Here is a 25,195-nt window from a genome sequence, read left to right as displayed (position 1 = left end):
TCGCCTCGTCCCGATCCCGCCACGACTTTCCGTTTGCCTGTAAGGAGCGCCATGTCCGGCGAGGCGGCTGACCCGAAAAACCGACCACCGCGCGATGAGAGCTTCGGCAAGATTACCGAAGAGGGGATCGAACGGATGCGCGCCCGCATCGGTGTCGAGATCCCCCAGACCGAGCCGTACAACGAGTACGCGACGACCGACTCCATCCGGCACTTCGCGCGCGGCTACGGCGACGACAACCCGCTCTTCACGAATGAGGCCTACGCGAAGAAGACACGCTGGCGGCACGTGATCGCCCCGCCCACCTTCCTTGTCACCATCGGCGTCAGCGAAGTGCGCGAGATTCCCCCGGAGGTCCGCGCGAGGGGTGCCCACGCCCTGGCAGGCGTTCATGAGTTCTTCTCCGGCGACGAGTGGGAGTGGTTCCGCCCCATCTACCCAGGCGACCGCCTGGTCAAGCGCAAAGCCCTGCGCGACGTATGGGTCAAGGAGGCGAGCCAGTTCACCGGCGAACGCTCCGTCATTATCCGCTACCGGACGGACTGGCTGAACCAGCGCGGCGCACTCGTCGCCTTCTATTGGGAGAGTTACGTCCGCGCTGAACGAGATGCCGCGGTCAAACAGAAGAAATATGTGGAGATTAAACGGCCCCAGTACACCGAAGAGATGGTGAAGGAGATTGACGAGGCCTACGAGCGCGAGTTCCGGCGCGGCGGCGCGACGCTCTACTGGGAAGACGTGGAGCCCGGGCAGGTCCTCCCGCCCATCGTCAAGGGCGCGATGAAGGTCACCGATCTTCTCGCCTGGGTGCGCGGCTTCGGCGGCGGGATGCAAGCCTTCAAGCTCGCCTACTTCCACCGCAAGCGCCACCCGAAGTTCTACACCGCCAATGAGTGGGGCTACCCGGACATCGTCGAGCGCGTCCATTGGGACGACGTTTGGGCGCAGACGATCGGCAACCCCTACGCCTACGATTTCGGGAAACTGCGCGGCGCCTTCCTGGCCCAGGCCGTCACCAGCTGGATGGGCGATGAAGGCTGGCTCTGGAAGATGTCCGACCAGTATCGCGCCTTCAACTACTACGGGGACACTACCTGGGTGAAAGGTACTGTAAAAAAGAAAGCTGTGACCCCGCAGGGCTCCCACATCGTTGAGCTTGAGCTTGCCTGTGAAAACCAGCGCGGCGTCATCACAGCCCCAGGCCAGGCCACGGTTATCCTCCCTTCGCGCGTGAACGGCCCGGTGCAACTGCCGGCGCCTCCTCCCGGCGTCGAAGGGGCGCGGCCTGCGCCTGAGAAGACGACGGATGAGTAGCCCTTCGCCCGCCGCGACGTTCCTGCCCCTGGGCCGATACCGCGTCCTCGATCTCTCCGATGAAACGGGCGCGCTCTGCGGACGTCTCCTCGGCGATCTCGGCGCCGACGTGCTCAAGGTGGAGCCGCCCGGCGGCGACCCCTCGCGAAACCGCGCGCCCTTCTATCACGATGAGGCGCACCCGGAGAAGAGCCTTTCTTGGTGGGCCTACAACTGCAACAAGCGCGGCATCACCCTCGATATCGCCGCTGCGGATGGCAAGGTGATCCTCAAAAAGCTCGTCGCCACGGCCCACTTCTTCATCACGACCTTCCCTCCGAACTACATGCCGTCTCTCGGCCTTGGCTACAGTGAGCTTGCGAAGCTCAACCCCGGCCTTATCGAGATCGCCATCACGCCCTTCGGCCGCGAAGGCCCCTATAGCGCCTATACGGGAGATGACATCGTGGCGATGGCGGCAGGCGGCATGATGAACCTCTGCGGCACGGAGGACCGCCCGCCCTTGCGCATGGGCATCCCGCAGTCTCACGCCTTCGTCGGGGCGCAGGCGGCCGTCGGCGCGATGATCGCCCACGCGAAGCGCCTCGCCACCGGCGAGGGAAGCTCCGTGGACGTCTCGATGCAAGAGGCCGTCGCCAACATGCTGACGAACACCCAGCAGCATTGGTTCGCCGAGAAGGAAGTGGAGCATCGGGGCGAGAAGCATTTGTACGGCGGCCGTCTGACTCGAGGCGTCTTCCCTGCCAAGGACGGCTACATCGCCTCCCACATCTTCTGGGGCCCCGGTCCCGGCGGGCGCATGCGCGGCCTGGCCCAGTGGATGCAGGACAAAGGCTTTGAGACGACTATCAAAAACACGGACTTCAACAAGGTCACCGGCGGCGCCATCACTCAAGGGCAGGTGGATGCCTGGGAAGGCGAGATGGCGGCCTTCTTCTCGCGCTTCACCAAGGACGAGATCTATCGTGAGGCGCTCAGACGCCGAGCCTTCCTCTTCCCGGTCAGTTCGCCCAGGGACCTGCTCGAGAATGAGCAGCTCAAAGCCCGCGGCTTCTTCGAGCCGGTGAATCACCCCGAGATGAAGGCGGACGTTATCTATCCGGGCGCCTTCCTTCGCTATCACGGCGCTGCGCAGTCTATCCGCCGCCGCCCGCCGCTCATCGGCGAGCACAACAGCGAAGTCTATGTGGACGAGCTAGGCTATTCGCGTGACGAGCTTATCTGCCTTGCCGAGGCGGGCGTCATATGAGCGTCGCGAAGCGGCTTCCCCTGGCGGGCGTCAAAGTAGCCGACTTCTGCTGGGCCATAGCCGGCCCCACAACGACGAAGTATCTTGCCATCTACGGCGCGCAGGTCGTCAAGGTGGAGACCCATTCCCGCCCGGATAGCACGCGCATCTCGCCGCCCTTCGCCGGGAAGCCCAGCCGCAACTCGAGCCTCCACTTCGGCATCCTCGCCCCGTCAAAGCTTAGCTTGAGCCTGAACCTCAAGGAGCCGCGCGCCCAGGAGATCGCGAGACGTCTCATCGCCTGGGCGGACGTGGTCACGGAAAACTTCAGCGTCGGCCAGATGGGCGAATGGGGCCTCGATTATGAGCGCGTTCGCGCCATCAACCCCAAAGCCATAATGCTCAGCTCCAGCCAGCAGGGGCAGACCGGCCCCCACGCCGGCCATCCGGGGCTCGGCGGCATGCTCCAGGCCCTCACCGGCTTCAACCACTTCACCGGCTGGCCCGATCGCGAACCGCTCGGCCCGGCGTTGCCGCTCCCGGACATGATCGCGCCGTGGTTCTCCATCATCGCCATCATCGCCGCGCTGGAGCAGCGGCAGCGGACCGGTCAGGGACAATATATAGATCTCTCGCAGCTCGAAGCCGGGCTGCAATTCCTCGCGCCGGGCCTGCTGGACTACACAGTGAATGGCCGCGAGGGCGAGCGCAGGGGCAACGCCTCCGACCATGCTGCGCCGCACAACGCCTACCGCTGCCAGGGAGGCGACCGGTGGTGCGCCATCTCTGTGCGGAGCGACGCCGAATGGCACGCTCTCTGCGACGCCATCGGGCGTTCAGAGCTGAGGCAAGATGCGCGCTTCGATACGCTGTTAAAGCGGATGCAGCACAGCGCCGCCCTGGATGCCGTCATCACGGAATGGACCAGCCGCCGCGATGCGCGCCAGGTGATGGAGCAGCTGCAGGCGGCGGGCGTCCCCGCGAGCGTCGTCGCCAATGGGCGTGACCTGCATGAAGACCCGCAGCTTCACCACCGGGGGCACTTCATCACGGTTGACCATCAGCGCATGGGCCGCTACCCCGTAGATGCTCCCGCCTTCCGCATCTCCGGCCTGGAGCCGGACGTCCGCCCCGCGCCGCTGCTCGGCGAGCACAACGAATTTGTCTGCCGCGAGCTTTTGAGGATGCCGGAGAGCGAGTACCAAGATCTGACCAATGCAGGCATCTTCAGCTAAGGAGAAAGAGCGCCATGGCACTCAAGGGAAAGTCCGTCATCGTCACAGGCGGCGCAAGCGGGATGGGGCGGGCCTCGGCGTTGCTGATTGCCTCACACGGTGCAAAGGTCGTCATCGCCGATATCCAGGCCGATAAGGGCGCCGAAGTCGTCAAGGAGATTCAGGCGGCAGGCGGCACCGCCTTCTTCCAAAAGACAGACCTCACCTCCCGGAAAGAAGTGCAGGCCCTTGTTGCTGAGACAGTGAAAAGGTACGGCAGGATTGACATCCTGGCTAACGTCGCAGGCAACGCATTCCACAAATCCTTCCTTGAGATAGACGACGAGCTCTGGGACAGGACGGTGAAGATCAATCTCTATGGCACGTTCTACGTGAACCAGGAGACGGCACGGGTGATGGTGAAGCAGGGCGGCGGGCGCATCATCAACTTCGCCTCCACCGTCGCCGCCACGGGCGGCGCCGACCTTCCCGCCTATTCGGCGGCGAAGGCGGGCGTCGTGACCCTTAGCAAAGGCATGCAGAATGAGCTGGCGAAGCACAACATCATGATCTTCGTCGTTGCCCCGGGGGCGACGGATACGCCGCTCTGGCGCAGGGGCCGCACGGAAGAGGATTTGGCCCGCATGCAGCGCAGGCTCAAGTTCGGCAGGGCCGTGAAGGCCGAGGAGATCGCGGAGCTGGTGGCCTTCCTGGCGGACGATACGACCGCTCACATGCTCGCGGGACAGACCTTCCACACCTGCGGCGCGAGTTTTATGGGCTTCTAGGCGGGCATCTCTAGAACGGCGGCTCTTCCGGCACCATGCACCGCGAGCGGCGGTTGAAGCCGATGCGGTCGCATCGCTTCAGGTACTCCTCGCGTATCTTCCTGTAGAGCAAGCGGATCGAGTCATACCCCTTGTCTATCCTATCCACGGAGCCTGCCGCCAGGATCGCGCCTGCCTCCATGAAGTGCGGGTTGAGGAAGTCCCAGATGAACATCTCCGCCTCTGTGCGATCGCACAGGGCGTGGAGGTAGAGGATCTCGTCCTCCCGGTTCGGGTTGTTCGCCAGGTCGTAGGCCGTCCGCATCTTGAATGTCCAGGTCGTCCCGTCGGCGGACGTTGTCCAGGACGTCGCGATATCGCCGATGATCTCACCCGCTTTGTATGGGTTCTCCATTACAAAGTTGCTCATCAGCGGCATCATCCAGGAGATGGACGAGCCGCCGGCTGAGTTCCAACTGTCCTGCGTCAAGGCGGAAGGATCGTTGTTCAGGCGCAGACGCAGGATGCCGCCGCGCTTCACTGAGGGTGTCGGAGTGGGCGGCACCGGCGTCACCGTGGGCACTGCCGTCGGTGGGCGGGTGGCTGTGGGCGCTGCCGGAGCGCTTGTGGCCGTCGGCGCTGGAGGACGCGTCGGCGTCGCCGTGGGCTCGTCCTCGTCGCCGCCGCAGGCGGTGATGACCATCGCCAGAGCGGTGAAGAGGCTCAATGGGATAAGCAGTCGGGAAAAGAATCGGCTTCGATTCATCAGTCCTCCTTATGCCTAAAAAGAGAGCACGAAGGCTTCTGCATGCGCATGGGCGGATTGTATTCACCAGGGAAAAGGGTGTCAATGAAACGCGGGTACCACCGCGAAGGGAGGCGCTGCGGGGAAGGCGCAGGACGTAAGCACGGTTTATGGCTGGCCCCGATATCCGGGGATGCCGCGATATGCGCGCTCATCCTGTCGGGATGCGGATTACAGCTTGACGCCTCCTGAGAGCCGGGCGTATCGTCTCTGTGCATCAAGAGAGGCTGGCAGAGGAGCCCATGGAGCTAGCAGAGTTTTCTATCACTGGTAAGACCGCCGTCGTCACTGGGGCGAGTCGCGGTATCGGACAGGGGATCGCCTTGACGCTGGCTGAGGCGGGCGTTGATCTGTGCATCGCCGCCCGCAGTAAACAGGAGTTGGAATCCCTTGCCGCCGAGATTCAAAAACTCGGGCGCAAGTGCCTCGTCGCTGTGACCGATGTTTCGAAGCAGGAGGACATCGAGCGCATGGCGAAGACCGCCCTCGCCGGCCTTGGCCGTGTGGACATCCTCGTGAACAACGCGGGCGCCATGGTGCCTAAGCCGCTGGTGCCAATCCCCGGCTTCAACCCGCCCACCGGGGACGATTTGCCCGGCTTCTTTGAGCCGATGTCCAACCAAGAATGGCATCGCGTCATGGATGTGAACCTCACCGCCGCCATGATGGCCATGCGCGCCTTCGGCCCACATTTCCTCGAGCGTAAGCAAGGCCGCGTCATCAACATCACCTCCGTCAACGCCGCCAAGTCCGCCCGCTTCCGCGTCTCCTATGACGCCTCCAAAGCCGCCCTGGCCGCCTTCACGCGCTCCATGGCCGTTGAATGGGCTCGCCACAACATCACGGTGAACGCCATCGGCCCCGGCTATGTGGAGACCGAGCTCACCAAGTCCCAGCTGCAAGATGAGCGGATGGGCAAGCGCATCTTGAGCGAGATCCCCATGCGCCGCCTCGGCACCGCTCGGGAGATGGGCCTCCTCGCCGTCTTCCTTGCCTCGCCCGCCGCCGCCTATATCACCGGGCAGACCGTCTATATAGACGGCGGATACTTGGCGTAGGCACATCGTGGCACCCAAGGCGCTCACCGGCCTGCGCGTCCTTGAGTACGGTCCCTTCATCGCCGTCCCCTTCGCCGGGCGTATGCTGGCCGATCTCGGCGCGACGGTGATCAAGATCGAGCCGCCCGAAGGCGACCGCTCCCGCCGCTACGGCCCATTCCCTGAGGACGAGCCCTCCGGCGAAGCGAGCGGCCTCTTTCTCCATCTCAACGCTAATAAACAGTCTATAACTCTTGATATCGGGACGCCTTCCGGCGGGCGCCTCCTGTACGCCCTCCTCACCTGGGCCGATCTCCTCCTGGATGGTTGCGAGCCTGGCGAGTTGGAGGGCCTTGAACTCACCTCCTCGCGCTTGCGCGCCCATAATCCGCGCCTCATCGTCACCTCGGTGCGTCCCTTCGGCATGCGCGGCAGGGATAGCCTGTATCGCGGCGGCGATATGGTCGCCTGGCACGCCTCCGGCGCGGGCCAGGGCTATCTCGGCGATCTTGACCGTGAGCCCCTTCGCGGCGCCTGGCACTTCAACGACCATTTCTCGGGCATCTGCGCCGCCACCGCCTCCCTCCTCGCGCTGGCCGCCCGGGATACCACGGGCGCGGGCCAGCACATAGACATCGCCGAGGCCGATCTGATGGCCATGTTGTGCGCGGGTCCCACCCGCATCGGCGTCTATCACTCCGTCGGCACCTTCCTCACGCGCCAGGGGAAACTCCATGCCGGCGGCGCGCCTGCGGCCCTGCTCCCCTGCAAGGACGGCTTCGTCTACATCCACGCCTACGAAGGCCGTCAATGGGAAGGCGTTGTGAAGGCCCTCGGCGACCCGGATTGGGCCAAGGAGCCGATGTTCAGCGGCACCTTCATGCACCGCGGGCAGTACCGCGATGAGCTCTACGCTCTCATGAACGACTGGCTGATGAGCCGCACGAAAAAAGAAATCTTCGATACCTTTCAAGAGCACCGTGCCCCGTGCGCGCCCTTGAACAACATGGCCGACTTGCTTTTGGACAGCAACTTTCGAGAGCGGGATTTCTTCAGGGCGCAGCGCCATCCCGTCGCTGGCGACCTGACCCTGCCCGGCCCCCCATACCGCCTCTCCGCTACCCCTTGGGCCTTGGAGCGCCCTGCGCCTCTTCTCGGACAGCACAACGAGTCCGTCTATTGCGGCCTCCTGGGCCTCTCGAAGGCCGAGCTTGCCGATCTTCATCGCGCGGGGGTGATCTAGCATGCCCCACCGTGATGAAAACATCTTCGGTGGCCTCCGCATCACCAACTTCGGCTGGTTCTGGGTCGCCACCATCATGGGTCAGATCTTCGCCGATTTGGGAGCCGAGGTCGTCAAGGTCGAAAGCCGCGTCAGCTTCGATAATGCCCGCGCCACCACCATCGGCCTTGCCGGGAGCCAGGGCGAAGGCCTCTTCACTATCAACGTGCAGCACAGCCTCAAAAGCATCCAGCTCAATCTCAGCGCCGCGCGAGGCGTTGAGATTGCCAAAGAGCTCGTTCGCCAGAGCGACGTCGTTATCGAAAACTATCGCCCGGGCGTCATGGAGAGGCTCGGCCTCAGCTACGCCGACCTCCGCAAGATACGGCCCGATATCATCATGGTCTCCGCCTCTGCCTACGGCCAGCACGGCCCCTTGCGAACGGCTAGCGGCTTCGGCACGAATCTCGCCTGTGTCACAGGGATGGACACCCTTCAAGGCTATGATAAGAGCGAGCCCCGGCCCTTCAACATCGCCATCCTCGACCCCATGAACGGCGTCCTCGGCGCCTATGCCGCCCTCGCCGCCCTGCGCCACCGGGAACGCACTGGCCGGGGGCAATACATTGATATCGCCCAAGCCGAGGCCGCCATCAATATGTTCGGCGCGCCCCTCCTGGACGCCGTCTTCAACGGGCGCATCCACCACGCCATCGCCAACCGCGACCTCGCGCAGGCGCCCCACAACCTCTATCGCTGCAAGGGCGAAGATGCTTGGGTCGGCATTGCCATCGCCACAGAGGACGAATGGCGGCGGTTCTGCGATGCGACGGAGCATCCGTCATGGGCCGACGACCCTCGCTTCGCCGATGGCTATCTGCGCCTCCGCAACCAAGATGAGCTGGATGTTTCCATCACTGAGTGGACCCGTGAGAGGGACCCTGCGGAAATCGTGGAGCTGCTCCAGGCTCACGGCATCGCCTCCGGGCCTGTCCGCAATATCCCCCAGGTCGCCGGCGATCCCCACTATGCCGATAGGCAGAGCTGGATGGAGGCGCATCACCCCTTCGGCAACGCCGTCCTCTACACCGTGCCTTGGAAGATGAGCGCTACCCAGCCCCGCGTCCGGCGCCCCGGGCCTCTCTTTGGCATGGACACCCAACGCTACCTGCAGGACGTCTTAGGCATCCCCGAGGCGGAGACCGATAGGCTGGTCGAGCAGAAGGTCCTCTACTAAGAGCCCTTCGGTAGCCCCAGCCCGCGCTGGCCGATGAGGTTCCGCTGGATCTCTGACGTTCCGCCGCCGATGGTGATCGCCCGCTGCGCCCGGTAGAGCAGCTGCGCCTTCCCTTTCATCACCTGGTGCGGCGAACCTAGCGTCAGTTGGCCGTGCAGGCCCGCGATCTCCATCCCAACCTGCACCATCCGCTGCGTCATCTCACTGTTGAACAGCTTCTGGATGGATGTCTCGTACGTCGGCTTGTTGCCCCGCTCCTGCATCCACGCGATGCGGTAGGCGAAGAGCTGCGAGATATGCGTCTCGATGGCAAGCTGCGCCAGGCGCTGGCGCAGCAGGACATTCTCCTCAAGCGGTTTGCGGCCTCCCGTCCCCTGCTTCGCCGTCTTCATCAGCTCGTCGAAATATTGCAGGCCGTTGCAGACGTGCCGGATGAACGAGCGCTCCAGGTTGAGCGTCGAAGTCGCCGCGCGCCAGCCGTTGTTCTGCTCGCCCAGCAGGCAGTTCTTCGGCACCACCACGTTCTCTAGGTGGATCGTGTTGAAGTGCGCCACATCGCACATATTCACCAGGGGGAAGAAGTGGATGCCCGGCGATTTCAGGTCTAACAAGAGATAGCTGATGCCTCGGTGCTTCGGCGCCTTCCGATCCGTCCGCGCCAGCATCGCCGCCCACTGCGCCTTCTCTGCCATGGAGCTCCACGTCTTCCACCCGTTCACCAGGAAATAGTCGCCCATGTCGTCCGCCGTCGTCTCGATGCTCGCCAGGTCGGAGCCGGCGTTCGGCTCGCTGTACAGTTGCGCCCACTGCGCCTCTCCCCGAGCGATCGGCGGCAGGAAGCGCGCTTTCTGCTCCGGCGTCCCGTGCGCGATGATCGAAGGCCCCACGATGAGCACGCCCGCGCCCATGGAGAGTCGCGAAAGATCGATGCGCCGCTTGCCCAGCTCTTCATTGAAGATGAACTGCTTCATCGGCGACCAGCTCAGGCCGCCGTACTCCTCGGGCCAGCTGGCGCACAGCCACTTCCGCTCGCCCAGCTTCTTGGAGAAGCGCTTCGCGAATTGGATCTTCTCTTCCGCGTCCAGCCCCTCGCCGTCGCCCGCATCATCGTCCCAGTTCGGCGGCAGCTCCTGCGCCAGAAAGCCCCGCACCTCCCGGCGGAAGGCGTCGTCCTCTTTCGACCATCGGAAATCCACGTCCCGTCTCCGTTCTTCACTCTTCCCTTAGGGAAGGGGCAGAGATTAGCTCAGATCTTCCTGGCCTTCTTCAGCGCCCAGAAGACTCGTTCAGGCGTGAACGGCGTCTCCTTGATGCGAACGCCCGTTGCATTGGCGATGGCGTTCGCGATGGCGGAGATCGGCGGGATGATGGGCACTTCCCCACAGCCGCGTACGCCGAACGGGCCGTCGCCCGCGGGCACCTCCACGATCTCTGCGCCGATCATCGGCAGGTCCAGCGCCGTCGGCATCCGGTAGTCCAGCAGGCTGGCGTTGCGGATATTTCCCTTCTCGTCGTACACGTAGTCCTCGAACAGCGCCCAGCCGATGCCCTGCACTGCGCCGCCCTGCATCTGGCCCTCCACCTGTGTTGGATTCACCGCGCGGCCCACATCTTGGAAGACCGTGTAGTTCAGCAGCGTCACCTTCCCCGTCTCCGGGTCCACCTCCACATCCGCCACGTGCGCGCCGAACGTCGGCGCATGCTTCAGCCGCCGGGCGACGCCCGTGGAAGAGATCGGCCCCTCGCCCCGGCGCATGCTCGTCTGCGCCGCCTGTTCGAACGTCAGCGATTGCCCGCTTGAAGTGCGGAAGAGGCCGTCCTTGTACGTGACGTCAGCCGCCGAAACTTTCAGTTGCGCCGCCGCCACAACCTTCAGCTTCTCGATGGCCTCCATGCACGCGCGATGGACCGCCGTCCCCATGCTGTACGTGATGCGGCTCCCGCCGCTCGTGTCCGTATAGCCAGTCTGGTCCGTGTCTCCCACGGTGACATGGACCTTCTCCACCGGGATCCTGAATTCGTCCGCCGCGATCTGCGCGAATGCCGTCCTCGTCCCTGTCAGGTCAACAGAGCCCACCACGACCGCGACCGAGCCGTCGGCGTTGACCGTCAGGTGCGCGCTCGAATTGCCGGTGCCGCCCATCCACATGCCGCAGGACACCCCGCGTCCGCGCCATGGCCCCTTCATCGGCGATGTCCAGGCCGGATGCCGCTGCACCTGCTCCAGCACCTCTTTGAAACCCACCTTCAGGTGCGGGCGGCCGTGTGTCATCGGGTCCCCCTCCTTGGAGATGTTCTTGATGCGCATCTCCAGGGGGTTCATGCCGATCTTCGCCGCCATCAGCTCCATCTGCTGCTCCATCGCGAAGCAGGCTTGCGGCGCGCCCGGGCCTCGGTAGGCCTGCACGCGCACCTTGTTCGTCAGCACGTCGTACCCGTCGATGTGGAAGGCCTTCCATTGATAGACGGAGAATCCCGCCAGCGTCGCTCCCGCCACCGGCGATCCGGGGAACGACCCGGAGTCCATCCAGAGCTTTACCGCAAAGCCCGTCAGCGTGCCGTCGCGCATGCACCCCGTCTTGATCTTCACGATGGAGCCCGAAGTCGGGCCCGTCATGCGGAGCACCTCTTCGCGTGAAAGCACCATCTTCACCGGGCGTCCCGTCTTTTTGGAGAGGAGGATGCACAGCGGCTCCAGCGTCGGGTATACCTTCCCGCCGAACGCTCCGCCGATCTCCATCGGGATGACGCGCAGCTTGCCTAGCGGGATGTTCAGGACGGAGGCTAGGTCGAAGCGCGCCCAGTGGACGCCCTGGATCGTCGTCCACACCGTCACCTGGCCCGAAGGATCCACCAGCGCGGCGGAGGCCTGCGGCTCGATATATCCCTGGTGCACGCGCTGCGTCTCGTACTCGTTCTCGATGACCACGTCCGAATCCCGGAAAGCCGCCTCCGCGTCCCCGTTGCCGATCTCCACATGCTGCGCGATATTGCTCGGCTGCTTCGGCAGCTCACCGAGCGTGTGTGTATAGAGGTCCTCGTGGATCAGCGGCGATGTCGGCTTGATAGCCTCGTCAATGTCCCGCACCCACGGCAACACTTCGTAGTCCACCTTGATAAGCGCCAGCGCCTGCTCTGCGATGTTCGGGTCCGTTGCCGCCACCGCCGCCACCGGATGCCCGCTGAAGAGCGCCTTCTCTTTCGCCATCCACAATCTGCGCAGGTTCGCCGCGCCGATCGAATATTCGCTGCTTCCGGAGATCGCCGCCTCTTTCCCAAGCTCCGGGAAATCGGTCGCCGTGATCACGGCCATCACGCCCGGCAGCTTCAGCGCCTGCGAGGCGTCAATGCTTTTGATAACGGCGTGCGCATGCGGGCTGTGCAGCAGCTTCCCGTGGAGCATCCCCGGCAGGTGGATATCCGCGCCGTAGGCCGCCTTCCCGGTGACCCGGTCCAGGCCGTCCACCTTCGGCAGCCGCTGGCCGATAGCTGCACGTCGCTCTTCCGTGGTCGTCATTGCCGCTTGTCCTTCGCGATCGCCAGCACCGACCGCACAATCTTGTCATAGCCCGTGCACCGGCACAGGTTCCCCGCCAGGTTCGCCCTGATCTCCTGCTCCGTCGGGTGCGGGTGCTTCGCCAGCAAGGCCTTCGTCGCCATGATAAAGCCGGGGGTGCAGATGCCGCACTGCATCCCGCTGTTCTTCAGGAATGCCTCTTGCACCGGGTCCAGCGCGCCGCCCTTCGCCAGCCCTTCGATGGTCGTCACCGCGCGCCCGTCCGTCTCCACCGCCAGGACAAGGCACGAGTCCACGGAGACGCCGTCCAGATGCACCGTGCACGCGCCGCAGTTGCCGTTGCCGCACCCTTCCTTCGCCCCCGTCAGCTGCAGCTCGTCGCGCAGCATGTCCAGGAGCGTCAGCCGCGGGTCAACCAGCAGCTCCTTCGGCTCGCTGTTCACCGTGCACGTGATCGCTTGCTTGTTCATGATGGAAAAGGTCCTACAGTGGGACGCGAAGACGCTTCGCGCATTCCGTCAGCGTCCGTCGCGTGAGGACGCGGACCAGCTCCATGCGATATTCCTTGGACCCCCGTACGTCGCTTATGGGGCTCGCCGCTTCCATCGCAAGTGCACCCGCCCGCTCGATCGCCGCTCGCGTCAGCGCCTGCCCCGCCAGCGATTGCTCCGCCGCCCGCGCCCGCACCGGTGTCGGCGCCACCGCCGCCAGCGCGATCCGCGCCTCTTTGCAGAGGGCGCCTTCGAGGGTGATGAAGCTCCCGACGCCCGCAACCGCGATGTCCATCTCCGCCCGCGGGATGAAGCGCATATACGCCCCCGCGCTCTGCGCAGGCGGCGGCGGAACGACTAGTTCCAGGAGCATCTCGTCCCGCCCCAGTACCGTCTTGCCCGGCCCGGTGCAGAAATGCTCCACCGGCACCGCGCGGCGTCCCTTCGGCCCGGCGATCACCGCCTCCGCCCCCAGGCAGATGAGCCCCGGTATGCCGTCTGCCGATGGCGCGGCGTTGCACAGATTCCCGCCCAGTCCTGCCCGGTTCTGGATCTGCACGGAGCCGATGAGCGAAGCTCCTTGCGCAAGGATCAGATAGCGCTCCCGCACCGTCGGGTCGCTGATGAGCGCCGTGCACGTCACCGCCGCTCCGATGTGCAGGCCGTCCCGCTCGTGAGAGAGCTGCGAGCACTCCGGGATGCGCTTGATATCCAGCACCACGTCCGGCTCCCGGCGGCGCTCCTTCATCTGCGTGATGAGGTCCGTCCCGCCGGCCAAGGGCCGCGCCTGGACGCCGTTGCGCCCAAGGATAGCCAGCGCCTCGTGCAGCGTGGCGGGCGATGCGTATGCAAAGAGCTTCAAACGTGCGCCTTTCCTGGGGGTTGGAGCGGGTCTCTCCGCAGGGTTCGTATTATAGCCGCGCCCTGGGGTGCCACAAGCCGGATTTTGGGGAGCCCCATACAGGCATAAAGAGGCTCTATCACTGGTGCGCGCTCTGCGGGAGCCTTCACACCAGCTTCACGTCCCATCGGCGCTCCTTCACGGCCCCTTCACGGATGAAGGTTACTTTTGAAAAGCAAGCCGATGAGACGATTCAAGGAGGAAGTCATGGGGCGTGTCTCTGGAAAGGTCGCGATCGTGACCGGTGGTGCTCTGGGGATCGGGAAGGCCGCCGCCAAGATGCTCGCGAAAGAAGGCGCGAAAGTCGCCGTCACGGACGTGCTAGGAAAGCAGCTTGAGCAGACCGTCGGCGAGATTACCAAGGCTGGCGGCGTCGCGAAGGGCTGGCGGCTTGATGTCGCCGATGAGCCCCAAGTGAAAACGGTCTTCGCCGAAGTCGTCGCGGCCTTCGGCGGCCTGCACGTCCTCGTGAACAACGCGGGCATCTCCGGTGTCAACAAGCCGACTCATGAGGTGACGTCGGAAGAGTGGGACAAAGTGATGGCCGTCAACGTGAAGGGTCTCTTCTTCTGCACCAAGCACGCTATCCCTTATATGAAGAAGGCGGGCAGGGCCAGCATCATCAACCTCTCCTCCATCTATGGCCTCGTCGGCGGCCCCGATGTCCCTCCCTATCACGCCTCTAAGGGCGCAGTGCGCCTCATGACCAAGACGGACGCCATGCTCTACGCCTCCGACCAGATCCGTGTGAACTCAATCCACCCAGGCTACATTTGGACGCCTATGGTGGAGAACTTCCTCAATCAGATGGGCAATGTGGAACAAGGCAAGAAGGCCGCCGGCGCCCTCCACCCCCTCGGCCACATCGGCGAGCCGGACGATATCGCTTACGGCATCCTCTATCTAGCTTCTGACGAATCCAAGTTCGTCACCGGCAGTGAGCTCGTTATAGACGGCGGCTATACGGCGCATTAAGAGCCCTTCTCCTCGCCATGTGTGACCGGGGAAAAAGTGCGCGACTTGCCCGCGCGCCCCTTCGCCGATACCCCCAGCAGCGCAACCACAACTCCTGCCGCGATCAACCCCGCCACTAGATACGGCAGCGCATCGTCCGCGTCAAAAAGCGCACCCGCGACGATTGGCCCGATCGCCCGCGCCGCCGCGGCGTGCGCCTGCCCTAAGCCCAGCAGGCCTCCCTGCTTTCCCGATTCCGCATGCAGCGAAAGCATGCTGGACAGCGCCGGCGAAACGAGTCCCTGCCCAGCGGCGATGAGCCCCAGCAGCAGCGCCGCGACTCCCAGCCCCGGTGCGAGCGGGAGCAGCAGGAGCCCTCCAGTCAGGATCGCCGCGCCGCATGCCGCGGTCGCCCGCTCGCCGATCTGCGCGCTCAGCCGTCCGACTAGCCCGCCCTGCACGATGATGATGACCACGCCCCCGAACGCGAAGATGAGTCCGAGCCGAGCCTCGCTCAGGTCATAACGTCTCTCGCCCAGCAGCGCGAACGTCGCCTCCATCGCCACAAAGGCGAACGTCGTGAGAAACGTCGCCAGAAGCAGCCGCCGCGTCACCGGCTTTGTGAACGCAGTGAGGAGACTCGCCAGGGTCGGCCGCCGATCTGTTGAAGCCGCTTGCTCCCGCCTCGGCTCCGTCAGGATGAAATACCCCAGGAGCAGATTCGCTCCCGCAAGTCCCGCCGCCGTGAACGATGCCGCGCCGAAGCCGAAATGGCTCAGCCCCGCGCCCAGCGCGGGCCCAAGCACGAACCCAAGGCCGATGCACGCCCCCAAGAGACCCATCGCCTTCGTCCGTTGCCCTGGCGTCGTCACATCCGCGATGTACGCCTGCGCAGGCGCGATGCTCCCGCCCGAGGCTCCCGCCACCGCGCGCCCCGCAAGCAGCGCCCACAGGCTCCCCGCGAAGCCGGTGATGAGAAAGCCTGCGACTGATCCCGCCAGGCTCGCGAGGATCACCGGCCTCCGGCCGATGCGGTCGCTCAAGCGCCCCAGGAACGGCGCGCTCAGGAATTGCAGGCCGGAGTAGGCCGTCAGGATGCCGCCCACCCAAACGCCGCCGGCGCCAAGCTCCTCTGCATAGAGAGGAAGGAGCGGCAGGATGATGCCGAAACCTAGCAGGTCAATGAAGACCGTGAGATAAATGACTGTGAGGGGCGAGCGGCGCATCAAAGGTAGAGGCTTCTTCCTGAGGTAGACAACCGGGGAAGCATACCACAAGCCGTTGCACCTGCCTCGCGGCCCCGAATCCGCGTGCGTTTGTCGTAATCATGCGCGGGAGTCGAGTATACCGAAAGAATGCACGCCAAAATGCCTTGACTCTGGCGGGAGCGTCTCCATAGAATCTCGCAACATCACCTCGCCCACTCCTTTGGCCTTGGTGACGTTCATCCCTAGCGAAAAGAATGTGGAGGATGCGCTGATGAGACCACGATTCCGCATCGTCTGGGTCGCTGCCGTGCTCGCTCTCATAGCCGCCTTGGTCGTCACTGCCTGCGGCGGCGATGAGGACGAGCCCACTCCCACCCGGGGCCCAACCGCCGCGCCGCCCACGGCCACCACCGCGCCCGCACCAACCGCCACCCGCACCCCCGTGCCGCCGCCCGCAACCGCCACGCCCGTCCCCATCGCGCCGCCTACGCCCACGCCCACTCCACAGGGCGTCGAGCCTAAGCGCGGCGGCGTCCTTCGCGCTCGCTCCCTCCGCGATTTCGAGCCGTGGGATACCTACGCCGTCACGAGCCAGTTCAGCGTCGAGCACACCCTCAACATCTGGAGCAACCTCATCGCCCTCAAGGCCGAAGAGCCCGGCACCCTGGAGGCCGATCTGGCCGAGCGCTGGGAGCTGAGTTCCGATGGCACCGTCCTCACCATCTTCTTGGTGAAGACTGCCAAATGGCATAACGGCCAGCCCTTCACCGCACAGGATGCCTTGTTCAATCTTGATCGTGCAAAAAATCCACCGCCGCCCAGTCCGCCCACGGCCATCTTGAATGTGAACCTCAGCCGCGTCCGCCCCATTACTAAGATGGAGGCCGTGGATGCCAGCACCTTGCGCCTCACCATCGAAAAGCCTAGCGCCTCTTTCCTGGCGAACTTCGCCGCTCCCTTCCTCCTCATGTATCACCCGTCCCTGGGTAAAGATTCAAGCAACGCCATCAAGAATCCCATCGGCACCGGGCCCTTCGTCGTCACCGATTACAAGGCGCAGAACACCCTCACCACCAAGCGCTTCGAGTCGTACCACCGCAAGGACGAGCGGGGCCGCGCCCTGCCTTTCCTTGACGGCGTGGAGTTCCAGTTCATCACCGATGTCAACACCGCCCGCGCCGCCTTCCGCACCGGTCGCCTGGACTGCGGTTGCGGCTTCGACTTCACCTTCCAGTTCGGCAACGAGCTGAAGTCCTCTGTGCCCGATGCCAAGATCCTCACTTTTAGCCGCGACTCCTTCGCCTACTACCTTAACAACAGAGCGCCTTGGGATAACCTCCAGGTGCGCAAAGCCGTCATGATGATGATGGACTTCAAGGAGGTCCACACCCTGGATCGCGGCGGCCTCTCCTTCTACCCGCCCTCCATCATGCTCGGCCCGGAGAGCGGCGGCCGCTGGGGCCTTCCCGCCTCGGAGATGCTTGCCCTTCCTGGCTTCAAAGGCGTGACCGAGGCCGACCGCGCCGAGGGCCGGCGTATCCTCACCGCGGCTGGCGTAGACCCCTCCAAGGTGACCGTTAAGATACAGTCCACCGCCAACTTCCCGGATGTCTCCCAAGGCCTAGAGGCCCAGTTCCGAAAGATGGGCTTCCAGACCAACCTGATCCTCACCGCCACCGGTGGCCAGCTCTCCTCCTCCCTCATGGCCGGCGACTTCGATTTCTCCGGCCTCTTCGGTGGCCGTGTGATAGATGACATCTCGGACACAGTGCTCGATTACACGGTTACGGGACGCCCGCGCAACTACGGCAAATGGTCTGATGCCGAAGTTGACCGCCTCGCCGCTGATCAAGAAGGCGCCCTGGATCCCAACCGGCGCAAGCTTCTCGTGCAAAACCTCCAGCGCCGCCTCATAGACCAGTCCATCTTCGTCCCCTTTGTGAACAGCTTCTCCACCTGGCCCCTCCAGAAGCCCGTAGAGGGCTTCCGCCAGGGCCGCTTCGCCGTCCACATGGGACTGCGTATGGACACCATCTGGCTGAACAAATAGCAGTAGCTAGCGGAACGGAAGTAGCGCAGACCCGCCCCGACCCCATCGGGGCGGGTCTTTTTTCTGAATGACCCGGGGTGCTGTGCTACAATGGGCCTCACCGTCTCCCGTACCGCATCCCTATTTGTCCGGCACAAGAGACATGCCCTCCACGAAACAGTCCACAGGCCTTGATCGCTTTCTCAAGACCCTGCGCCTCCAGCAGGCCGATGCTACTCCCGTCTGGTTCATGCGCCAGGCCGGACGCTCCCTTCCTGAATACCGGGAATTGCGGAAGAAGTATGACTTGCTCACCATGGCCAAGAACCCCGAGCTCTGCGCCCAGGTCACCCTCATGCCCGTCAAGCGCCTCGGCGTGGACGGCGCCGTCATCTTCGCCGATATCATGCTCCCCTTGGAGGGCATGGGCGTCCCCTTCACCATAGAGCCCGAAGTCGGCCCCGTCATCGGAAAGCCGGTGCGCACCGCCGCCGATGTGGACGCCATCCGGATCGTCGAAGCCGCTAGCGCCACACCCTATCTCTTCGAAGCCCTCCGCTTGGTGCGCAAGGAGATCGGCGAGCAGACCGCCGTCATCGGCTTCTCCGGCTCACCCTTCACGCTGTGTTGCTACCTCATCGAAGGCGGCCCCTCCCGCACCTACGATCTCGTTCGCGGCCTCATGTACCGCGATCCGCAGCTCTGGCACAGGCTCATGGAGAAGGTCACGGAGGTCGTCGTGCGCTACCTCCGGGAGCAAGCCAACAGCGGCGTCCACGTCGCCCAGCTCTTCGATAGCTGGGTCGGTGTCCTCAGCCGTGAGCAGTACGCGCGCTTCGTCCTCCCCTACTCCAAGCGCATCTTTACGGAGATGCGCACCATCGGCCTTCCCTCCATCCACTTCGGCACCGGCACTGCGCACCTCTTGGAAGTCATGGCCTCCGCCGGGGCGGACGTCATGAGCCTGGATTGGCGCGTCCCTCTCGATCAGGGCTGGGCGCGCACCGGCCACGGCAAGGGCATCCAGGGCAACTTGGATCCCTCCATCCTCCTCGCCCCCTATGATGTCATCGCCGCCGAGGCCCGAAAGATTCTCCGCATGGCCCAGGGTCGTCCCGGCCACATCTTTAACCTTGGCCACGGCGTCCTTCCCCAGGCGGACCCCGAAAACCTCGCTCGGCTCGTGGACCTTGTTCACAACGAACCGAGCCGATAACCCATGCCCGCTATGCTGGAACCCTCACGGCCCATCGGCGTTATCCTCATGAGCTTCGGCACGCCCGCGACCGTGGATGACGTGCCCGATTACCTCACGCGCGTTCGCGGCGGACGCCCCTTCCCGCCTGCCTTCGTGGAAGAGTTCAAGGGCCGCTTCCGCATGATCGGTGGCTCGCCGCTTCTGAAAATCACCCTCGCCCAGGCCAAGGCCTTGCAAGAGTTGTTGAACGCCGCCGCCACACCGGGCGAGCGCTACAGCGTCGTTGTCGGCATGCGGCACGCCCCGCCTATGATTGACGAGGCGATGGCCCACCTCGCCGCTGTGGACCGCATCACGGACGTCGTCGGCATCATCATGGCCCCGCAGCAAACCCCCGGCGTCATGGCCGGCTACTATGCAGCCGCTGAGGCCGCAAAGCCCGTCCTCGGTCCCCAGGGCAGGCTATGGATAGCAAAGGCCTGGCACACCGTCCCCGTCTTCCTGGATGGCCTCTCCCGCCGCGTGCGGGAAGCCCTCGACCGCCTCCCCGCCGCCGAGCGCGCCGCGATCCCTGTCGTCATGTCCGCTCACAGCCTTCCCAAGAGCGTCGTCGCCCTGGAACCCGCCTATACCCGGATGCTCCACGATACCGCCGCCGCCGTCGCCTCCCGTGTTGGACTGCCTAAGGAGCGCTGGCGCTTCTCCTATCAGAGCGCGGGGCAGTCGACGGAGGAATGGCTGAAGCCTGACCTGAAGGAAGTCCTGCCCCAGATCGCGAAAGAAGGCCGCAAGTCCGTCCTCATCGCGCCCATCCAGTTCCTCGCCGACCACCTGGAGATTCTCTATGATGTAGACATCGCCGCGAGGAGAGATGCCGAAGCCGTGGGCCTGAAGCTCCACCGCATCGAAGCCCTCAACACCGCCCCCGAGCTGATCACCGCCCTCGCCGAAGTCGTCCGGCGTGAACGGAGCGAACTGCGATGAGCGGCCAGCGCCACTATCCCATGAAAGGCCTGCAGAACTTCCGTGATATCGGCGGCTATCGCACCAGGGGTGGGCGGGCCGTCAAATGGAGGCGCATCTTCCGTAGCGACGCCCATCACCCCATGAAGCCCGAAGATATCGCCTTCGCCGCCGATGACCTGAAGATCCGCACCATCATTGACCTGCGCAGCAACGATGAGCTCGCCAAGTACGGCAAAAGCCCCCTGACGGAGAAGCAGGCCGCCTACCACCACTTGCCCTTTCTCACCTCCGCCATGCTCGTCAACCAGAACGACCCTCGCGTCACCGGCGATGTCGCCAAGCACTACGCCCACATGATGGTCGGCGCGGCCGATAAGATCGCCGCAGCCGTCACAACCCTTGCCGACGACGAGAATCACCCCGCCGTCATCCACTGCATGGGCGGCAAGGACCGCACCGGCATCCTCACCGCCGTCGTCCTCGGCGCGCTGGACGTAAACGAAGAAGAAATCATCAGCGATTATGCCCTCACGGAGGTCTACCTCGGCGATTTCCTCCAGCGCCTCAAGGGCACGCCCGGCTATGAAAAGACCGCCGAGCGCTTCTCCCCGGCCATGTTCACAGCCAAGCCGGAGACCATGGAGCGCCTTCTCCAGTGGGTCAAAGCTAAGTACAGGGACATGGGCGGCTACCTCCGTAGCATCGGCGTCCCGGACGAGACCGTCGCCCGACTCCGCCAGCTCCTCCTGGACTAGGCCCTGCGCTGTCGCACCCCGTCCCGCGAATACGGCACGTCCGTCAGCAGCGCGCCCATCCCGCCCTCGGCCAGCAGCTTTTCACGCGCCGCTTCCGATACCATTTCCGCTCGTATCGTCTCGGAGGCAAGCGCCTTCTTCAGCGCCACCCCGGCCAGGTCCTCCGTCCGCTCCATCTCAGCCTGGCACCGCGGGCACTGCCTCACGATTGTGCCGCTGGCGAAGCCGCAGCTCTGGCACACCACGCCCTCCAGCTTCGCCCCCTCCGCCACGATGAGCTCAAAGACCTGCCCCTCGTGCAGCGCCAGCAGCGTCGCGTCCGCGCCGATGGTCGCGCGCGCATGCTTCCCCGCCCGCGCGATGAGGTCGTCCACCAGCTTCGCTTCCTTCTCCCGCTCAAACGCCTCCTCGATCTTCGCCACCTCGTTCAGGATCTGCCCGTTGGACGTGTAGAGCGGCGAGCGCGTCCGCGCGATGACCAGCCGCTGCAGGTGCTTCGGCAGCGCCTTTTCGAACTTCGGCCCGGCCTCCGCCGCCCCCGTGATGATGATGCGGTTGAAGCGCGCCTTCTTGTGCAGCGCGTCCAGCGCCTCCACCGCCTTCTCCAGGTGCCGCGCCACGCTGATTGCATGGCGCTTCTCTGCCTTGATGCCGTGCTCCGTCTGCTTATGCCGCTTCGGCACCGCGCTCTCGACCACCTGCTGCTCCTCGATCTGGCCAAGGTGCGCCAGCAGCAGCCGCGCATTCTGGTTGTCCACCACCGCGATGCAGTACCGCTGGTACTCGTCGAAGATCGCTGCCAGCGGCGCCACGTGCGGCTTCGCCTCGTACCGCGCCTCGTTCGGGACTCGCACCGGCAGCGATGTCGTCCACCATAGCCCCTGCCCGTCGCTGGCGAAGATCACCAGGCCGTCGCCCTTCGCCTTGTATTTCTTCAGGAAGGCCGTTACCTTCCCCCTATCGGCCTCGAACGACCGTGCATCCCCGGTGCCTGCCGCCTTTTCCCCTAACTTCGCCAGGGACATCTCCAGCTTGTACACCTTGTCCTTCCATAGGCCCGTCGCCGCGTCCGTGTCCAGATAGACGGAGAGCGTCTGTGGGCCCTTCTTCGCCTTTGCCAGGATCGTCGCAACCGTCTCTTCCAGGAACATAGGGAACCCCTTTCACCTTCGTGGACGTAACAGATACAGCATCCTGAGCCGGCGCGCCGGAGGCGTGAATTTCCCTGCGCGTGGCGTGAAAAAGCCGTGCAGACCGGCCCCTAAAACGGGCATGATTGCGTCTGGCGACTCTGATACACTCGGGTGCATGCCCCTTCTCACTGGCCTCCGCATCATAGAGCTCGGCGAAGAGGTCACCACTCCCTTCGCCGGGAAACTCCTGGCCGATCTCGGCGCTGACGTCCTCAAGGTCGAGCCTCTTCCCTTCGGCGATCGCGGCCGGGAAGCCCCTCCTTTTGCCGGTGAACGTCCCGGGCCAGGGAATAGCCTCCTCTTCGCCCATCTCAACGCCGCCAAGCGCAGTATCGCCCTTCGCCTCTCCACCCCGACGGGCCGCGCCCTCTTCAAGAGCCTCCTCCGCGAAGCCGATGCCCTCCTCTGCGGCTATACTCCTGCCGTCCTCGCCTCCTTCGGCCTCTCCCTGGAAAACCTCCAGCGGGACCTCCCACGACTCGTCATCGCTTCTGTCACGCCCTTTGGCCTCACCGGCCCTGACCGCGATGCCCCAGGCTCGCCATTCGTCTCCTATCAAGCCAGCGGCGCCGGCCACACCAGCCCCTTCTACGTCCCCGGCCCGGAGAGCCCGCCCCTCGTCCTTCCCGGGCGCCCCGCCGCCGTCACCGGCGGCCTCATGGGCGCCGCCGCATGTCTCCTGGCCCTCATGGCCCGCCGCCACAACGGCGGCGGGACCCTCGTAGACGTCTCCGAAGTTGAAACCCTCTTCCCCGTCGTCGCCGATCAGACCAACAACTACAACTTCTCCGGCGTCGTCGAGCGGCGCAACAAGCGCGTCAAGGGCATGGCCCCCTTCGGCTTCTTCCCGGTGAAAGACGGCTATGCCAGCCTCTTCATCATCCAGGAGGCCCAGTGGCAGCGCTTCGTCCGCATGATGGGCGACCCGGAATGGACCAAGGCCGAGATGTTCCAGGTCCGCCGCACCCGCGCGCAATATAAGGAAGACTTGGAGGCCCTCATGGCCCCCTGGCTCGACGAGCAGGAGGCCGAAGACCTCTACGTCCGCTCCCAGGCCGCCGATGTCCCCATCGGCCCGGCGCGCACTATGGACAACGTCATGAAGGATGAGCAGCTCATCGCCCGCCGCGCCTTCGCCCCTGGCAAGCGCGCCGATGGCGGCCCCTTCATCGGCCTGCGCGCCCCCTATCGCGTGGACGGCGAAATGACGCCCGATGGCCGACGCGCTCCCGCCCTCGGCGAGCACACGCGCGATCTGCTCATGGCCTGGCTCGGCCTCTCTGCAGCCGATGTAGATGCCCTTTCGGCGGCGGGTGTCGTATGACAGCCTACCCCCTCGCGGGCCTCCGCGTCCTCGAGCTCGGCACCGCCGTTGCCGCGCCCTATTGCTGCTCCCTTCTCGCCGGCGCCGGCGCCGAAGTTATCAAGGTCGAGACCGCAAAGCGCCCCGAGACCCTCCGCGCCAACTTCCCCATGAAAGACGGCGTCGCCGGGCAAGATCGAAGCTACTACTTCACCATCATGAACCGCGATAAGCTCGGCATGACCCTGGACCTCACCCAGGAAGGCGGCCGCAACGCCTTCCTCGAGCTCGTCACCGTCAGCGATGTCATCGTCGAAAACTTCTCCGCAGGCACCATGGATCGCCTCGGCCTCCCCTTTCACCTCCTTCGCCGCGCCAATCCCGCCATCGTCCTTCTCTCCATGTCCGGCTTCGGCGCAACGGGCCCCACTAAGCACTACATCGCCTATGGCCCCCTCCTGGAAGGCGTCAGCGGCATGGCCGCCCTCTTCGGCTATAAAAATGCCCCGCCTACCGCCTCGCCTTGGGTCTATACCGACTATATCTCCGGCATGTACGGCGTCGGCCTTGTTATGGCCGCACTCCAGGGCCGCCTTGCCACGGGCCGCGGCTGCCACATAGACCTCTCCCAGATCGAAGTCACCGTCAATATCGTCGCCGATGTTTTCCTCGCCGCCGCCAACAACGCCGCCGTGCCCGTGAAAGTGGAGGACCGCGATGAGTTCGTCTTCCTCCAAGGCGCCTTCCCCTGCGCCGGCGATGACAAGTGGGTCGCCATCTCCGTCCGAACGGAAGAAGAGTGGCTCCGACTCTGCGACGCGCTAGGCAACCCCGAATGGACCCGCCGCGCCGATCTTGCCGATGCCCTCCAGCGCGCCGCGAACATCGAATCCCTTGAGCGACATGTTGGTGAATGGACCAAGCAGCGCTCGCCCGAGCAAGTCATCACCCCCCTGCGCAGCAAAGGCCTCGTCGCCGCCGAAGTCCTCTCTGTCGGCGAAGTCATCCACACGCCCCAGACCAAGGTCCGCCGCGCCTACGTGGACAATCCGCATCCCATCGTCGGCACCCAGCCCGCCTACGCCTCGCCCCTCTACGTCCACGGCCTCTCCCGCGACCTCCTGCGCCACGCGCCCTTCTGGGGCCACCACAACGACTACGTTACCAAAGAGCTCCTCGGCATGTCCCCGGCCGATGTCGAGCGCCTCGTCGAAACCAAAGGCCTCCGCTAACCACAACCTTGTAGGGGCGGTTCGATTACATCGGACGAACGCGGTCCTTTCTGAAGGACTCTCATTCTTATGAGTCCGGACTGCTCGGACCGCGTGTGTCCTCACCGCGCATGTTGCATCGGGGCCGCACCGGAGCGCGCGCCCCCTGTCTGAGGAGCGGCTACGCCCTCGGGGGTGCCCCGCAACCCGATTCCTCATCTGCCGTAGGGGCGTGACAACCTCTTTCCGGCTGCGGCGCGGCACGCCCCTTCTCTCCTCGGTTGCCCTTGCAGCCCTCATATCCTCTCCCGTAGGGGCTGGCCTACCCGCAGGGCTCCGATCTCATCGGAGAGGCCAGCCCTCCCCACTGCGCCCTTACCCTCTCCCAGATGTGATTCATCACATCTGGGAGAGGTCTCTAGTTCGCATCCCTCTTCTTCGTCCGGGCGCGCCATTCCGATGGCCTGTGCTCATTCTTATGAGCTGTGCTCGTCCTCTAGCTACAGCTCATCTTCGAGCTACAAGGGGACATGCCCAGGTCGAGTCTTCGAGACCCCGATGCCGCATCGGGGTGAGGCCTCCCACGCCTCTCCCTGATAAACAAACTGGCCCCCGGCGTTACGCCGGGGGCCAGTTTCATTCTCC

General features: G+C 64.6%; 21 protein-coding genes and 1 pseudogene. 14 read left to right on the top strand and 8 right to left on the bottom strand.

The window, feature by feature from the left end; all coding sequences use genetic code 11:
* The first annotated feature begins 51 nt into the window (after nucleotides 1-51).
* The 4 genes from FJ039_00450 to FJ039_00435 are packed head-to-tail and all read left to right on the top strand — an operon-like array spanning nucleotide 52 to nucleotide 4,544.
* Nucleotides 52-1,314, top strand: coding sequence for an acyl dehydratase (locus FJ039_00450; protein ID MBM4404646.1), 1,263 nt, complete (start codon nucleotides 52-54; stop codon nucleotides 1,312-1,314).
* Nucleotides 1,307-2,563, top strand: a complete 1,257-nt coding sequence (locus tag FJ039_00445; protein MBM4404645.1) for a CoA transferase — start codon at nucleotides 1,307-1,309, stop codon at nucleotides 2,561-2,563. Before FJ039_00450 ends, FJ039_00445 begins: the two co-directional genes overlap by 8 nt.
* A complete protein-coding gene (locus FJ039_00440) occupies nucleotides 2,560-3,777 on the top strand; it encodes a CoA transferase (GenBank protein ID MBM4404644.1) in 1,218 nt (405 codons plus the stop codon). Before FJ039_00445 ends, FJ039_00440 begins: the two co-directional genes overlap by 4 nt.
* A 14-nt stretch (nucleotides 3,778-3,791) precedes the next feature.
* A complete protein-coding gene (locus tag FJ039_00435; protein ID MBM4404643.1) occupies nucleotides 3,792-4,544 on the top strand; it encodes an SDR family oxidoreductase in 753 nt (250 codons plus the stop codon).
* A 10-nt stretch (nucleotides 4,545-4,554) separates the two neighbouring features.
* Here the strand turns inward: FJ039_00435 and FJ039_00430 are convergent, their stop codons facing one another.
* On the bottom strand, nucleotides 4,555-5,289 hold the full coding sequence (locus FJ039_00430) for a hypothetical protein (GenBank protein ID MBM4404642.1): 735 nt from the start codon (nucleotides 5,287-5,289) through the stop codon (nucleotides 4,555-4,557).
* A gap of 281 nt (nucleotides 5,290-5,570) precedes the next feature.
* On the opposite strand from FJ039_00430, the gene FJ039_00425 reads away from it, so the two are divergent.
* The 3 genes from FJ039_00425 to FJ039_00415 are packed head-to-tail and all read left to right on the top strand — an operon-like array spanning nucleotide 5,571 to nucleotide 8,824.
* Entirely contained in the window at nucleotides 5,571-6,386 is an 816-nt protein-coding gene (locus FJ039_00425; GenBank protein ID MBM4404641.1) for an SDR family oxidoreductase, read from the top strand.
* A 4-nt stretch (nucleotides 6,387-6,390) separates the two neighbouring features.
* Nucleotides 6,391-7,608: a CoA transferase gene (locus tag FJ039_00420; GenBank protein MBM4404640.1), complete on the top strand. Its 1,218-nt coding sequence runs from the start codon at nucleotides 6,391-6,393 to the stop codon at nucleotides 7,606-7,608.
* Nucleotide 7,609: 1 nt separating this feature from the next.
* Nucleotides 7,610-8,824 (top strand): CoA transferase, encoded by a 1,215-nt coding sequence (locus tag FJ039_00415; GenBank protein MBM4404639.1) that lies wholly within the window; start codon nucleotides 7,610-7,612, stop codon nucleotides 8,822-8,824.
* Here FJ039_00415 and FJ039_00410 read toward each other — a convergent pair.
* From FJ039_00410 to FJ039_00395, 4 genes and pseudogenes are all read right to left on the bottom strand, one after another.
* The gene (locus FJ039_00410) at nucleotides 8,821-10,020 is read right to left on the bottom strand and encodes a hypothetical protein (GenBank protein MBM4404638.1); all 1,200 of its coding nucleotides are present in this window, start codon (nucleotides 10,018-10,020) and stop codon (nucleotides 8,821-8,823) included. The genes FJ039_00415 and FJ039_00410 overlap by 4 nt on opposite strands.
* 50 nt (nucleotides 10,021-10,070) lie before the next feature.
* A complete protein-coding gene (locus FJ039_00405; protein MBM4404637.1) occupies nucleotides 10,071-12,341 on the bottom strand; it encodes a xanthine dehydrogenase family protein molybdopterin-binding subunit in 2,271 nt (756 codons plus the stop codon).
* Complete coding sequence (locus FJ039_00400) at nucleotides 12,338-12,811, bottom strand: (2Fe-2S)-binding protein (protein MBM4404636.1); 474 nt, start codon at nucleotides 12,809-12,811, stop codon at nucleotides 12,338-12,340. The genes FJ039_00405 and FJ039_00400 overlap by 4 nt, the downstream gene beginning before the upstream one ends.
* 13 nt (nucleotides 12,812-12,824) lie before the next feature.
* Nucleotides 12,825-13,664: pseudogene (locus FJ039_00395) on the bottom strand (xanthine dehydrogenase family protein subunit M).
* A 276-nt stretch (nucleotides 13,665-13,940) separates the two neighbouring features.
* On the opposite strand from FJ039_00395, the gene FJ039_00390 reads away from it, so the two are divergent.
* The gene (locus tag FJ039_00390; GenBank protein ID MBM4404635.1) at nucleotides 13,941-14,708 is read left to right on the top strand and encodes a glucose 1-dehydrogenase; all 768 of its coding nucleotides are present in this window, start codon (nucleotides 13,941-13,943) and stop codon (nucleotides 14,706-14,708) included.
* Here FJ039_00390 and FJ039_00385 read toward each other — a convergent pair.
* Both FJ039_00385 and FJ039_00380 read right to left on the bottom strand, forming a co-directional pair.
* Entirely contained in the window at nucleotides 14,705-15,913 is a 1,209-nt protein-coding gene (locus FJ039_00385; GenBank protein MBM4404634.1) for a TCR/Tet family MFS transporter, read from the bottom strand. The two genes, FJ039_00390 and FJ039_00385, sit on opposite strands and share 4 nt — an antisense overlap.
* Before the next feature lie 99 nt (nucleotides 15,914-16,012).
* On the bottom strand, nucleotides 16,013-16,390 hold the full coding sequence (locus tag FJ039_00380; protein ID MBM4404633.1) for a hypothetical protein: 378 nt from the start codon (nucleotides 16,388-16,390) through the stop codon (nucleotides 16,013-16,015).
* Between FJ039_00380 and FJ039_00375 the strand changes: the two genes are divergently transcribed.
* The 4 genes from FJ039_00375 to FJ039_00360 all read left to right on the top strand — a co-directional run bounded on the left by FJ039_00375 (nucleotide 16,338) and on the right by FJ039_00360 (nucleotide 20,843).
* Nucleotides 16,338-17,945, top strand: a complete 1,608-nt coding sequence (locus FJ039_00375) for an ABC transporter substrate-binding protein (GenBank protein MBM4404632.1) — start codon at nucleotides 16,338-16,340, stop codon at nucleotides 17,943-17,945. The genes FJ039_00380 and FJ039_00375 overlap by 53 nt on opposite strands.
* A 142-nt stretch (nucleotides 17,946-18,087) precedes the next feature.
* Nucleotides 18,088-19,140, top strand: coding sequence for a uroporphyrinogen decarboxylase (gene hemE / locus FJ039_00370; protein ID MBM4404631.1), 1,053 nt, complete (start codon nucleotides 18,088-18,090; stop codon nucleotides 19,138-19,140).
* A gap of 12 nt (nucleotides 19,141-19,152) precedes the next feature.
* Nucleotides 19,153-20,106 carry a ferrochelatase gene (gene hemH, locus FJ039_00365; GenBank protein ID MBM4404630.1) on the top strand — a complete coding sequence of 318 codons (954 nt, stop codon included), beginning with the start codon at nucleotides 19,153-19,155 and terminating at the stop codon, nucleotides 20,104-20,106.
* Complete coding sequence (locus FJ039_00360; GenBank protein MBM4404629.1) at nucleotides 20,103-20,843, top strand: tyrosine-protein phosphatase; 741 nt, start codon at nucleotides 20,103-20,105, stop codon at nucleotides 20,841-20,843. The genes hemH and FJ039_00360 overlap by 4 nt, the downstream gene beginning before the upstream one ends.
* Here FJ039_00360 and FJ039_00355 read toward each other — a convergent pair.
* A complete protein-coding gene (locus FJ039_00355) occupies nucleotides 20,840-21,994 on the bottom strand; it encodes a hypothetical protein (protein ID MBM4404628.1) in 1,155 nt (384 codons plus the stop codon). The genes FJ039_00360 and FJ039_00355 overlap by 4 nt on opposite strands.
* Nucleotides 21,995-22,115: 121 nt before the next feature.
* Here FJ039_00355 and FJ039_00350 point away from each other — a divergent pair, with 121 nt between their 5' ends.
* Nucleotides 22,116-23,360: a hypothetical protein gene (locus tag FJ039_00350; protein MBM4404627.1), complete on the top strand. Its 1,245-nt coding sequence runs from the start codon at nucleotides 22,116-22,118 to the stop codon at nucleotides 23,358-23,360.
* Complete coding sequence (locus tag FJ039_00345) at nucleotides 23,357-24,571, top strand: CoA transferase (GenBank protein ID MBM4404626.1); 1,215 nt, start codon at nucleotides 23,357-23,359, stop codon at nucleotides 24,569-24,571. Before FJ039_00350 ends, FJ039_00345 begins: the two co-directional genes overlap by 4 nt.
* Nucleotides 24,572-25,195 lie beyond the last annotated feature (624 nt).

The organism is Chloroflexota bacterium, assembly GCA_016875535.1.
Classification (GTDB): domain Bacteria; phylum Chloroflexota; class Dehalococcoidia; order SHYB01; family SHYB01; genus VGPF01.
Note: the sequence above shows the minus strand (reverse complement) of the source record. Positions and strands in the feature narration are given on the sequence as shown.